Here is a 12,410-nt window from a genome sequence, read left to right as displayed (position 1 = left end):
GCCGCCACACGCTTATGGCCCGCAGTTCCCGACAGATACTCCTGAACCACTTCGAGCTTGAAACGCTCGTCGTACTTCGTCATGAAAAACCCCCAAAAGTTGTGTCCAACTTTTGGGGGTCAGTTCACGCGGGCGCCATTTGTTTTTGGGGACCTGCTATTGGCCGCTTATTTTCGTTCAGCGCACCGTCACGCTGACCGACTTGCTGGCCGCATTGCCGGCCGCATCGCGCGCGGTGACGGCAATGGTATGGGTGCCTTTCGCTACCTTGCGGCTGTTCCAGCTGTACGAGAGCGAACCGCCCTGCCCGCTCGCCACTGCCTTGCCGTCGATCGCGAGGCTGGTGCGGATGCCCGCCGCGCCGGCGTTGTCGGTGGCGCTGACACTGACCGCTACCGTGCCGCTGACTGCGCCGGCCACCGGGTTGTTGATCGTGACGCTAGGGGCAATCGTATCGGCGACCGTCACCGGCGCGGTAGTGTTGGCGACGTTGACCGCCACCGCGCCGGACGCGCCCGCATTCCCGGCCGCGTCAATAGCCACCGCCACCAGTGATGCCATGCCGTTTGCCACGCCCGTCGAGTTCCAGCTGAAGCTGTACGGCGCGGCGCTGTCGGTGGCGACGACCGTGCCGTTCACCTTCAGGTCCACGCGCGCCACGCCGACATTGTCGGAAGCATTCACGCTCACCGGCACCGAACCGGACACCGTGCTGCTGCCCAGGGGCGCGGCGATCGATGCCAGCGGCGCGCTGGTGTCGACCGTGTTCGCGTAGGCCTGGGCAGCGCTGACCGCCGCAGCGGCGTTCACGCGGCCATAACCGAAGACAGGGTCGCGCCCTGCCGTGCCGAGGTCGAGCGCGGTCTGGAACAGCAGCGCCTCCACCTGGTCCGCGTTCAGGTCGGGACGCGCCGCCATCATCAGGCCGGCCACGCCGGCGCTCACCGGGCTGGCGAACGAGGTGCCGTTCCAGGACGAATAGCCGAGGGTGTTGTTGGTCGTCCAGATGCCGGTGCCGGGCGCGGCCAGCGAGACGAAACTGCCCCAGCTGGAGAAGCTCGACTTGCGGTCGTAGCTGTCGGTCGAGGAGACGATGATGAAGGCCGTGTCCGGCGCCACGTTCTCGTCGATGTTGTTGTTGCCGGCCGAGATGAATACCAGGCCGCCCTTGCCCTTCATGTAGCGGGCGGCGCTCTTGACGGCCGAGCTGCCGGCGATGCCGACATAGCTGACGTTGGCGATGCGCGCGCCATTGTCCGCGGCCCAGGTAATGCCGCTGGCGATGGTGCTGAAGTACGCGGGGCAGCCGCCGCTCGCATCCTTGTAGGCGATACGCACGGGCATGATCCTGGCCGCGCCGGCGACGCCCGCCACGCCCAGCGCATTGTTCGTGCTCGCCGCGGCTGTGCCGGCCACCGCCGTGCCATGGCCGCAGAGGTCGCTGGTATCGGTGTTGTTGTTATAGACGTTATAGCCCGGAACGAGACGGTCCTTCAGGTCCGGGTGGGCGGCGTTGACGCCCGTATCGAGGATGGCGATGGTGACGCCGCTGCCCTGGGTGCTGTCCCAAGCGGCCGGTGCGCCGATCTTGCCGAGGTGCCAGGCGCTGCCGATGTACGGGTCGTTGACGGCCATGGCGGTCGTGACCTTGCGGTCGAGTTCGGCGAATTTCAGTTCCGGACGGCGCGACAGCCTGGCGACGGCCTCCTCTTCCGACAGTCCCGGCGGCAGGTCGACGACATGCATGCGGCTCTGCCCGAGCTTGCGGCGCTTGCCGCCATGGGCCTTGACGAGCTTATCGAGTTCGGCATCCGAGAGGCCGGCGCGCGCTTCGATCAGCACGCGGCCGCGGGCAAACTCGCCCTGCGGCGCCGCGTGGGCCGTGCCGGCGAACGCCAGGGCGGCCAGGACGAGTGCCGTGGTATTGCGGAGAGAGAAAGCGGTGGAAACGCTGTGCATGGCTGTCAATCCTGTAATAGTGGTAATCGCAGGATTGCTGGCCGGCCGACCCACACAAACGCGAGTTTGTGCGGGTGGAAGAACGCCTGGCAGTCCTGCCGTCATCGAGCCGGCTGGCTCATTAGACCGTTGACTTTGCGTCCTCCGCTTTCGCGGAGTTTGCCCTTTTCAGTTACTGAACAGAGTCTAGTGCCGAGATTTCCGCAAAACAACCGGATTTCATGAATTGTCGAGCAATGTCGTTTTTTTGCTCAATAAAATGGCAAGCGCGGCAACAGGCGGTGCTTTCTCGTCTAGCCTTTTTCGCAAACCTGCGGACTTCTCGTGTAACCGGAAGTGTCGCTTTTTAGTTTTCCGATAAAAATATTGCCAAAAATATATTGATCCTTGGTGTAATTTTGATCACAATGCTTCATGCATATTTACGCGAAATGTCGTTACCAGAATCACTAACAACAGGGATGCGCGACATCTCGGCCATGTCGCTGCATACGCCACTGAAGCAGGCAAGCGAATCGAACCTGTCGCCCACGGGCGGCAGGTTTGCCGATCCACTGTGCGGAGACTGAGTGGACAACGCATACCGCGACGCGGCGCCCGGCTATCCGGACGCCGATGAACTGACATTGACGGCAAGGATGCGCGTCGTCCTTGCGATGGCAACGCTGCTGACCGCCGCCATCGATCCGGGCGAGGCGGCCGCGCGGCACGCGTGGGCCATGCTCATCCTGTATGCCTACGCGGCGCAGGCCATCCTGATGCTCATGCTGCGCAAGCGCTGGCAGCCGGTTCAACGGACCCGGCTGGCGCACTGGCTCGACATGCTCTGGTTCGGCCTGCTGCTGGCCAGCACCGGGCCGCTGAGCGGTTTTTTCTTCCTGCTGTTCTTTCCCGTCGCCACCGCAGCCCTGCTGTGGGGGCATGACGAAGGCGCGCGCATGACGCTCGCCGGCGCCGCCCTGCTCGTCCTGTCGGCACTGGGGCTGAGCGGCCAGGCCGACCTGGCCAACGCGTTGCTGCGCACCGCCTTCCTGATCGGGCTGGGCCTGATGATGTCGCACTGGGGCGAGGCGCTGTTGAACGGCAAACGCCGGATCGCTCTCTTGCGCGACGTCAGCCGCCTGTCCAATCCCCGGTTCGGAGTCGACCATACGATTTCCTCCGTGCTCGAGCAGACGCGCCGCTTCTTCAGCGCCGGCACTTGCCTGGTGCTCATCCGCGACGGCGAAACGGGCGCGTGGCGCCTGCGCTCGGCCAGCGCCACTCCGGCCGCATCGCAGCGCGGCGACTGCCTGCTCGACGAGCAGCTCACTGCCGTGCTGGCATCGGTTCCCGCGCGCCAGTGCGCCGTCTATACCGGCGCGCTGCTGGCCTGCGCCCCCTGGACCGCCGGCTTGCAGGTTCGCGAAGAAGGCACGGGCAGGTGGCGCCACGCCCGCGACGGCCACGGCAGCGAACTGGCCGACCTGCTCGGCGCCCGCAGCATTATCTCCGCTCCCGTACCCTTACGCCGTGGCGAGGGACGGATCTTCGTCGCATCGGCGCGGCGCGACCTGACCCGCGAAGACGCGGCCTTCCTTGCGCAGGTGGCGGCGCAGGCTTTCCCGGTGATCGAAAACATCGAGCTGCTCGACCGCATGGCCTCGGATGCCGGGCGGCGCGAACGCCAGAAATTCTCGAACGACCTGCACGACACCACGCTGCAGCCGTATATCGGCCTGTCGCATGCGCTGCAGGCGCTGGCGCGCAAGTCGGACGACAGCCCGATCGCCGCCGAGCTGCGCCAGGTGGCGGCGATGGCGGACAACTTCGTCCGCGACCTGCGCCATTTCGCGCAGGTCGTCACGGCGGCGGCGCCCCCGGGCGAGCCCGTCTTCCAGGCCGCGCTGCGCTCGCAGGCTGCCGAGTTCAAGGCTTGCTACAACCTCGATATCGACCTCGTCGGCCATGATGCGCTCGACATCAACGACCGCCTCGGCGCCGAGGTCTTCCAGCTTGTTTGCGAAGGCATGAGCAACATCCGGCGCCACACCGATGCGACCCGCGGCGCGGTCCACCTGCGCCGCAGCGGCGGCTGGCTGCACATCCGGATCGAGAACGAATGCCCGTCCGGCCCGCCGCCCGGGTTCGTGCCGCGCTCGATCGCCGAGCGCGCCGCGGCCCTCGGCGGTTTCGCCTACGTCGGCGGCGGCGACGGCGCCACGTCCGTCCATGTCGATATCCCGGTGTAAGCCGACGATGACCCTCCTGTCCCCCACCCCCATCACCGTCCTGATCGTCGACGACCACAAGACCATGCTGTGGGGCCTCGAACGCCTCATCGGCAGCGAGCGCAGCGGCATGAAGGTGGTGGCCACCGCGACCACCCGCGAAGAGGCGCTGGCCCAGGCGGCCGCACATGGGCCCGACATCATCCTGCTCGACATCGACCTTGACGGGGAATGCTCGCTCGACTTCCTGCCGGCCCTGCTCGTGAGCGGGGTGTCGCGCGCGCTCGTCTTCACCGGCATGCGCGACCAGGCCACGCTCGACCGCGCCATCCTGGCCGGCGCGCGCGGCGTGCTGCGCAAGGATGCGCCGGCCGAGGTGGTGCTGCGCGCGATCGAAAAGGTGTACGAGGGCGAGATGTGGATCGGGCAGGACATGATGACCCGCATCTTCGGCGAGCTGACCCGCGCGCGTACGCCGCCCAAGCCCGATCCGCACCAGCAAAAACTGGACGCCCTCACCCCGAAGGAACGCAAGATCCTCGACGCCATCGTCGCCGCCAGCGGCAAGACCAACAAGGCGCTGGCCGAGAGCCTGTTCATCTCCGAGCACACGCTGCGCAACTACCTCGTCACCATCTACAAGAAGCTCGGCGTCGCCAACCGCCTCGAGCTGTATGTCTACGCGACCCGCCACCAGGCGTCGCGCGCGGCCAGGTAGGCTGTCCGCATTTGTCCTACATCGGCCGTGACATTTGTCACGGTTTTTTTTGCCCAGAACAGCGCAAATGCACTCTGCATGAAAGGGCAGTTGTGCGATGCGCGGCTGTCGGAGAACACCTACAGTGGATACATCAGCGCTGAGGTCGCAGCCTGAATGAAGTCCCGAGTAAATGCGACAGACTGGACATGGCAAACATGAACTTCCTCCACAACCTGTCGCCCGCGCTCACCGATTTCATCCAGGCCGGGACCGGCAGTTCGGCATACGAACATGCGCTGGTCTGGGCCCTCGTGGCAGTGGTCTGCATCCTCGTGATCGTCACGTTGCTGTAGCACTGGCACGGCGTTCCGGCAAGGCGCTGAGCTTTGTAATCTTTATCCAAACTACTGACTACCTGGGAGCAAGCATCATGGAAATGATCAAGAACTTCATGCAAGAAGAAGATGGTGTGACGGCAATTGAATACGGGCTGATCGCGGCGCTAATTGCAGTTGCGATTATTGCTCTCGTAACGCAGGTAGGCGGAGACTTAAACCGGGTGTTCGCGGCGGTCAGTGAAGGGCTGCGGAGCGCAGTGGGTGACGGAACCTAACGTGCCTTCAGCCCCACCTATAGGGTGGGGCTGAAAATTAATTAAACGTGCGCTATGAAGAACTTCATGCAGATCACCGAAGGTCAGCTTAGTTTATTCGGAATATATACCTTGCCGCTACAGCTTTTAGTTCTGTGTGCTCTCTTGCTACTTGCGACAGCAATCGACGTGCGTGAACGCCGCATTCCTAACTGGCTAGTTGCTTCCGGAACGTTAGGCGCCATCGCGTTCCACAGCATGTGGCCGCAAGGCGAAGGCCTAAGTTTTACGCTATCGGGTTTGGTCGTCGGCATGGCTTCGTTAATTCCTTTATATGTACTGCGACTGATGGGTGCCGGCGACGTTAAGCTGATGGGCATGATCGGCGCCTTCCTCGGCATGAGCGGTGTCCTCGGCGCCGTACTCGCAAGTATGGCTGCGGGGGGCATCCTGGCCCTCGCCATGGCCACAGGCAAGCGGATGCTGCCGCAACTGCTCGCCAATCTGCGCGGCATGCTTGTGCAGTACCACTTCCGGCACGTGACGCGCGGTCCAACCGGCCCGGCCAGTCCCGCCTCCTCGGTCGGCAGCATGCCCTACGCCGTGGCGATTACCGCCGGCACCCTGGCTCAGCTGACTTTCTTGCGCTACTAAACGCATCGCCATCATGGACACCCGCGCCTTCATTCCCGACGCCGCCGCGCACCCGGACGCCCCGCGCGCAGTCCACGCCGTGTTGCCCCCCGCCCCGCGCACAGTGGCCGACACCGGGCTGCCCTTCCTGTTCCTGGTCGAACTCGCGATCAAGCACCTGTTCCTCAGCGGCCTGCTGCGCATGACCGAACTGGCCGGACGGATGAAGCTCAGCGTCGGCGTGATCGACCCCGTCATCATCTACCTGCGCGCCGAAAAGCTGTGCGAGGTCACGCGCGCCGGCGGCGCCACCGGCACCGATGCCGACGTCTGCTACCGCCTGTCCGACCTGGGCCGCGCGCGCGGCGCCGAGTTCCTGGCGCGCTGCGCCTATGCCGGCCCGGCGCCCGTCACGCTGGAAAGCTACAGCGCCCAGGTAGCCGCACGCAGCGTCATCACCATGCGCATCGCCCGCGCCGCCGTGCAGGCCAATTTCGAGAAGATCGTGGTCGGCCCAGGCATCCTCGACCAGCTCGGCGCGGCCATGAATTCCGGGCGCGCGATGTTCATCCACGGCCCGGCCGGCAGCGGCAAGACCTTCCTCGCCGAACGCCTGGCTGAACTGCTGCGCGGCGAGATCGCGGTGCCGCACGCTATTTATGTCGGCGGCGAAGTGGTGCAGGTGTACGACCCGGTGGTGCACCAGGCCGGCGCGCCCGACGAGGCCGGCGATTCGCCCTTCCGGCGCGCGCAAGGCGACGCGCGCTGGGTACGCTGCCGGCGTCCGGCCGTGCTGACCGGCGGCGAGCTCTCGCTCGACATGCTGGACCTGAAGTTCGACCACACTACCCGCTACTACCAGGCGCCGCCCCACCTGAAGGCCAACAACGGCATCTTCATCATCGACGACCTGGGGCGCCAGCGCTGCTCGCCGGAAGACCTGCTGAACCGCTGGATCGTGCCGATGGACCGGCGCGTCGACTTCCTCAGCCTGCACACGGGCTACAAGTTCGAGGTGCCCTTCGACGTCATCGTCATCTTTTCCTCGAACCTGCCGCCGGAAGGACTGGGCGACGGCGCCTTCCTGCGCCGCATCGGCTACAAGGTCCACATCGGGCCGCTGCGGATGGCCGACTACCGAAGCATCTTCGAGGCCGCGTGCGCGGGCATGGGCATCGGCTGGAACGAGGACGCCTTCGACTGGCTGGTACGCGAACGCCACCAGCGCGAAGGCCGCCCCCTGCTGGCCTGCTACCCGCGCGACCTGCTCTCGCAGGTACGCGACCGCGCCGCCTACGAGGGCGTGGCGCCGGCGCTCACTCCGGAGACCCTGGACTGGGCATGGAACAACTTCTTTACCGGCCACCAGGTTCCCGCGGCGGCCTTAACCTCCGAAGGTGACTGACATGAAAAACACACGCGGAATCCTCATGCTGGTGATCGCCCTGCTGCTCGCGCTGGGCGCCGTCTTTGCCGCCGTCAGCTGGATCAACGGGCGGGCCGCGAACAACACATCCAAGGTCGCGGTGGCGATGGTCGATGTCAGCCTGGGCGCGCGCCTGGCGCCGGAAATGATCCGCATGGTGGACTGGCCGGCCGGCGCCCAGCCGCCCGGCGCATTTTCCGATCCGAAAGCGCTGGCGGGCCGGGTCGCGCGCTCGACCCTGCAGCGCGGCGAGCCGATCATGGAAGCCAAGCTCGCGCCACCCGGCACCCAGGGCGGACTCTCGGCCGTGGTCGCCAGCGGCAAGCGCGCGATGACCGTGCGCGTGAACGACGTGGTCGGCGTGGCCGGCTTCACCCTGCCCGGCAATTTCGTCGACGTGCTGGTGAACACCCAGGGCGAAACGCGCGGCAATACCAGCAACGGCGACGCCTCGATCTCGAAGATCGTCCTCGAACGCATCCTGGTGCTCGCGATCGCCCAGGACCCGAACCGGGACGACACCAAACCGAAGGTGGTCAACGCGGTGACGCTCGAGCTGTCGCCGGACCAGGCCGAAAAGCTCGACCTGGCGCGCAGCGTCGGCACCCTGTCGCTGGTGCTGCGCAACCAGATCGATCCCGATCCGGTGAACACCGGCGGCGCCACCAAGAACGTCCTGCTCGGCCTGGCCCGCCCGGCCGCGCCGCAGCGCGCGCCGGTGCGCAAGGTGACGCTGGTGCGCGAACCGCGCCACCAGGTCGACGTCATCAAGGGACTCGAACGCAGCACCCAACAATTCTAAAAAGGCGGCGACCATGCGACTGCACTGCACACACACGGGAATCCAGGCCGGCCGCAGGGCGCTGGCGATCGCGGCCATGCTGGCCGCCAGCCCCGGCCCGGCCTCGGCGGAGACGGCGGCCGCGCAGCCGGCCACCCGCACCGTACAGGCGGCACCCGCTTCATCCACCGGCAGGGCAAGCACGCTGGCGCCCAAGGTCACCCTCTCGGAAGGCAAATCGACCCTGATGCGCCTTCCCTTCCCGGCGGCACGCATGTCGGTCGGCGACGCCCGCGTGGCCGACGTCATCCTGCTCAACCCGAGCGAGCTGTACATGCTTGGCAAGTCGGTCGGCAGCACCAACCTCATCCTGTGGAACAAGGCCAACGAGGCGACCATCATCGACATCGCGGTGGACCTCGACACCAGCGGACTTTCCGCGCGCTTCGAGCAGCTGCTGGCCGAGGAAAAGGACGTCAGGATCACGGCCGCGGCCGACACCCTGGTGCTGTCGGGCACGGTGTCGGACGTGAGCAGGCTGGACCAGATGATGGCCCTGGCGAATGCCTACGTACAGCGCGGGCGCGGCGGTGCGGCGGGCGGCGCAGCCGGCGGCGCGGGCGCGGCCGCTGGGGGCGACGCCGGCGGCGCGAACACCGTCAAGGTCATCAACATGACCACGGTTGCGGCGCCCCAGCAGGTGATGCTGGAGGTGCGCGTCGCCGAGATTTCCAAGACCCTGGTCGACCAGCTCGGGGTCAGCATCGGCGCCAGCCGCACCAATGGCAGCTGGACGTACAGCTTCCTGTCCAACCTGCTCTCGAGCAATCCGAGCTTGCTGGATGCTTTCAACAACAAGAACGGCAATTTCCTGAGCATCGATGCGCAAAAGCGCGACGGCCTGATCAAGGTGCTCGCCGAGCCGACCGTGATGGCCATCAGCGGCCAGGAGGCGAGCTTCCTGGCAGGCGGCAAGATCTTCATCCCGGTTGCCCAGACCAACAACAACGGCATCCCGATGATTACCCTGGAAGAGAAGGAATTCGGCGTGGCCGTGAAATTCACGCCGACGGTGCTGGCGGGCGGACGCATCAACCTGAAGGTCGCGCCGGAAGTATCGGACCTGAACCGCGAAGGCGTCGGCATCACCGCCACCGGGGTCAATACGACGGCCATCCTGCCCTCGTTCACGACGCGGCGCGCCACCACGACGGTGCAGCTGATGGACGGCCAGAGCTTCGCCATCGGCGGCCTGATCAAGAACAACGTGACCACCAACGTCAAGGCCTTCCCCGTGCTGGGCGAACTGCCGGTGCTGGGTCCCTTGTTCCGCAGCAGCGATTTCCAGACCGACCGCTCGGAGCTGGTCTTCATCATCACGCCGCACCTGGTCAAGCCGCTGCCGGCCGATTACAAGCTGCCGACCGACGGCTACGTGGAACCGACGCGCAGCGAGTTTTTCCTTGGCGGGAAACACCAGGGCCAGGCGCCGACCGAACCCGCGCGCACCGCTTCCGCCCCGGCGCCGACCGGATTCGACCTGAAATAGGAGCCGACCATGCAACTGCATCCCGTATTGCGCGCCAGCCTGTGCTGCCTGGCGCTGTCCTGCGCCGGCTGCGTCAGCCAGCCTCCCGCCCTTCCTTTCGGCGCCAGCGTCAGCCTGGCCATGGCCCAGCAGGTGCTGGACCCGACAGCCGGCGCGAAGCACCAGACCGTGGACGGCATGGGTGGCCAGGAAGCGAAGAGCGCCCACGACGCCTACCAGAAATCCTTCCGTGCCCCCCAGCCGCAGCCGAACGTCTTCACGATCGGCGTCGGGGGGGGGCGCTGAGGTGACCGCCATGGCCAACGTCCTCCTTGCTCCCCCGCCCCCCCGCCGGCTGCCCGCGCGCCAGCAGGGCGGCGTCGCGATCATCGTCGCGCTGGCGATCGCAACGCTGTTTGCCGTGGGCGGCGTCGTGCTCGACCTCGGCCACCTGTTCGTCAACAAGACCGAGCTGCAGAATGCGGCGGACGCCTGCGCGCTCGCCGCAGCCGGGCAGCTTACCTGCGACCCGGCGGGCGCCGGCTGCCCTGCATCCTTCCTTGCCGACGCCGAGGCGGCCGGCACCTTCGTTGCTGCGCGCAACGTCAGCGACTTCCAGGACAACCCCGTCGCGATCGCTGCGGGCGACGTCCGCTTCCATACGCAGATCGGCCCGAACGAGGCCTATTTGGCGCGCGACGCCGGCGCCGATCCGAATTCGAAATTCGTACGCTGCATCGCACGCTCGGCGCCCATCGATACCTGGCTGATGCAGGTGCGCGAGAAGGTTGCGCCAACTACCGTCGAGGCCGCAGCCGTGGCCACCCTCGCGCCGGGACAAACCGCCTGCAACGCTTCGCCCATCGGCGTCTGCGCCAAGCCCGGCGCCGCGGCGCCCAGCTACGGCTACGCCGTCGGGGAATGGATTGTCGGCAAATTCAATGGCGCGAACAATGACGAGTCCAACCTGGAAGGCAATTTCCGTTGGGTCGACTTTACCCCCAGCGCCGGCGGCGCCAGCGAGGTGCGCGACCAGTTGCTGGGCAACAGCTCGGTGTGCAATATCCGGGTCGGCGACGACGTGCGCGAGGAAGGGGTCAAGCAAGGCGCAAAGAGCGCCTGGAACACGCGCTTCGGCATCTATCCCAACGGCGCTGGGGCGCCGGCTCCCTCCCAGGTCGCTCCCGACAAAACCGGCCATGCGTATCCCAGCAAAGCGCCCGCAGTCATCAACGTCGGCCAATCCGCTTATACCGACTACCGAGCCCAGCAGGCTGCGCATACCCCTTTCGATACCAAGAACTACGCACCCAATGGCGCAGCGGGCAACGTCAACGGCAACCCCTTGTCGCAGGCTGAGCACCTTGCCTATGGTGCCGACCGCCGCCTTGTTCCGGTGCCCCTGCTCGAATGCAACAAGTCCCCGGCCAGCGTCAAGATCCTGAGCATGGGTTGCGTGCTGATGCTCAACCCGATGTCGAACGGGGCCTCGGGCGATCTCTATCTGGAGTGGCGCGGCTCGGCCTCGTCGGCGGCCAGCCCCTGCCGCAGCGCGGGCGTGGCGGGCGGCACCACCGGTCCACTCGTGCCCACCCTGGTGCAATAGGAGCGGACATGCGGATCATGCACAAGCAATCGGGTGTTGCCGCCATCGAGATGGCGCTGCTGCTGCCCCCGCTCCTCCTGCTGGCCTTCGGGATCACGGAACTCGGGCGCGCCGTTTACCAGTACAACACCCTGGCCAAGGCGGTCCGCGACGGAGCGCGCCATTTGTCGCAATACGCCCCGGGCGATGCCGGGCGCGCCGACGAGGCCCGCGCCCTGGTGGTGTGCGGCAGGACCGCGTGCGGGGACAGGCAACCGCTGGTGCCAGGCATGTCGTCGAGCTACGTCAACGTGTATGACCGCATCTCGCATCCCGCCAGCTACAACCTGCAGTCGACTGGTCGCGGCACGCTCAACTTGGTGCGCGTCGAAGTCAACGGCTTTACCTTCCAGAGCATGGTGCCGAACTTCATTCCCAGCGTGCGCTTCTCCACTATCCATGCCACCATGGTGCAGGTGCTATGAAAAAGCGCGCCTATCCCCACCTCCGGGTCCAGCGTGGCGCGACAGCCGTCGAATTCGCCCTGGTCGCCCTGTTCATCCTGTTCCCCCTGCTGTTCGCCACGATCGAACTGGGGCGGGTGGTTTTCTTCTGGAACGCGGCAACCGAGGTGACCCGGCTGGGCGCCCGCCTGGCCGTCGTCTGCGACCTCGACGACAGCACGATCAAGGAGCGCATGCACGCTTTGTTCCCCGTCATCGACGCCGCCAATATCGATGTCGCTTACGAACCCGGCAGTTGCACCAGCACGAGCTGTACGCACGTGCGGGTATCGGTCAAGCCCTTGTATGTCCCGACTTACATACCCGGCTTCCTTGGAACCGGGAACAAAAACGTTTTCAATTTCCAGCCTTTCAGCACCACCCTGCCCCGGGAGAGCATGCGCAGCATTTTTCCGGGCAAAGACGGGCTCGAGGTTGCCAACCCGGTGTGCATGTAACCGTTTTGCTGCATCCAATGCAGCCATGTAACGCA

The 12,410-nt window shown here is 65.9% G+C and carries 13 protein-coding genes and 1 riboswitch; of the genes, 12 read left to right on the top strand and 1 reads right to left on the bottom strand.

What is annotated here, in order from left to right; genetic code table 11:
* Positions 1 to 177: 177 nt before the first annotated feature.
* A complete protein-coding gene (locus ACWCIA_RS12185) occupies positions 178 to 1,959 on the bottom strand; it encodes a S8 family serine peptidase (RefSeq protein WP_454163573.1) in 1,782 nt (593 codons plus the stop codon).
* Positions 1,960 to 2,044: 85 nt separating this feature from the next.
* Positions 2,045 to 2,133, bottom strand: a riboswitch (cyclic di-GMP riboswitch).
* Between the two features lie 395 nt (positions 2,134 to 2,528).
* Between ACWCIA_RS12185 and ACWCIA_RS12180 the strand changes: the two genes are divergently transcribed.
* The 12 genes from ACWCIA_RS12180 to ACWCIA_RS12125 all read left to right on the top strand — a co-directional run bounded on the left by ACWCIA_RS12180 (position 2,529) and on the right by ACWCIA_RS12125 (position 12,375).
* Positions 2,529 to 4,190: a sensor histidine kinase gene (locus ACWCIA_RS12180; RefSeq protein WP_454163572.1), complete on the top strand. Its 1,662-nt coding sequence runs from the start codon at positions 2,529 to 2,531 to the stop codon at positions 4,188 to 4,190.
* Between the two features lie 7 nt (positions 4,191 to 4,197).
* Positions 4,198 to 4,887 (top strand): response regulator, encoded by a 690-nt coding sequence (locus tag ACWCIA_RS12175; protein ID WP_454163570.1) that lies wholly within the window; start codon positions 4,198 to 4,200, stop codon positions 4,885 to 4,887.
* A gap of 197 nt (positions 4,888 to 5,084) precedes the next feature.
* A complete protein-coding gene (locus tag ACWCIA_RS12170; protein WP_454163568.1) occupies positions 5,085 to 5,222 on the top strand; it encodes a hypothetical protein in 138 nt (45 codons plus the stop codon).
* A 77-nt stretch (positions 5,223 to 5,299) separates the two neighbouring features.
* A complete protein-coding gene (locus ACWCIA_RS12165) occupies positions 5,300 to 5,482 on the top strand; it encodes a Flp family type IVb pilin (RefSeq protein WP_454163566.1) in 183 nt (60 codons plus the stop codon).
* Between the two features lie 66 nt (positions 5,483 to 5,548).
* The gene (locus ACWCIA_RS12160) at positions 5,549 to 6,115 is read left to right on the top strand and encodes an A24 family peptidase (RefSeq protein WP_454163564.1); all 567 of its coding nucleotides are present in this window, start codon (positions 5,549 to 5,551) and stop codon (positions 6,113 to 6,115) included.
* 13 nt (positions 6,116 to 6,128) lie between these two features.
* On the top strand, positions 6,129 to 7,499 hold the full coding sequence (locus ACWCIA_RS12155; RefSeq protein ID WP_454163562.1) for an ATP-binding protein: 1,371 nt from the start codon (positions 6,129 to 6,131) through the stop codon (positions 7,497 to 7,499).
* 1 nt (position 7,500) lies between these two features.
* Positions 7,501 to 8,322 carry a Flp pilus assembly protein CpaB gene (cpaB, locus tag ACWCIA_RS12150; RefSeq protein ID WP_454163560.1) on the top strand — a complete coding sequence of 274 codons (822 nt, stop codon included), beginning with the start codon at positions 7,501 to 7,503 and terminating at the stop codon, positions 8,320 to 8,322.
* Between the two features lie 13 nt (positions 8,323 to 8,335).
* Positions 8,336 to 9,850, top strand: a complete 1,515-nt coding sequence (locus ACWCIA_RS12145; protein WP_454163558.1) for a type II and III secretion system protein family protein — start codon at positions 8,336 to 8,338, stop codon at positions 9,848 to 9,850.
* A gap of 9 nt (positions 9,851 to 9,859) precedes the next feature.
* Positions 9,860 to 10,135 carry a pilus assembly protein gene (locus ACWCIA_RS12140; protein ID WP_454163557.1) on the top strand — a complete coding sequence of 92 codons (276 nt, stop codon included), beginning with the start codon at positions 9,860 to 9,862 and terminating at the stop codon, positions 10,133 to 10,135.
* A 10-nt stretch (positions 10,136 to 10,145) separates the two neighbouring features.
* Positions 10,146 to 11,435 carry a pilus assembly protein TadG-related protein gene (locus ACWCIA_RS12135; RefSeq protein WP_454163556.1) on the top strand — a complete coding sequence of 430 codons (1,290 nt, stop codon included), beginning with the start codon at positions 10,146 to 10,148 and terminating at the stop codon, positions 11,433 to 11,435.
* An 8-nt stretch (positions 11,436 to 11,443) separates the two neighbouring features.
* Positions 11,444 to 11,899 carry a TadE/TadG family type IV pilus assembly protein gene (locus tag ACWCIA_RS12130; RefSeq protein ID WP_454163554.1) on the top strand — a complete coding sequence of 152 codons (456 nt, stop codon included), beginning with the start codon at positions 11,444 to 11,446 and terminating at the stop codon, positions 11,897 to 11,899.
* Positions 11,896 to 12,375 carry a TadE/TadG family type IV pilus assembly protein gene (locus ACWCIA_RS12125; protein ID WP_454163553.1) on the top strand — a complete coding sequence of 160 codons (480 nt, stop codon included), beginning with the start codon at positions 11,896 to 11,898 and terminating at the stop codon, positions 12,373 to 12,375. Before ACWCIA_RS12130 ends, ACWCIA_RS12125 begins: the two co-directional genes overlap by 4 nt.
* Positions 12,376 to 12,410: the final 35 nt, after the last annotated feature.

The organism is Massilia sp. SYSU DXS3249 (assembly GCF_053668055.1).
This window is presented reverse-complemented; position numbering and strand designations above follow the sequence as displayed.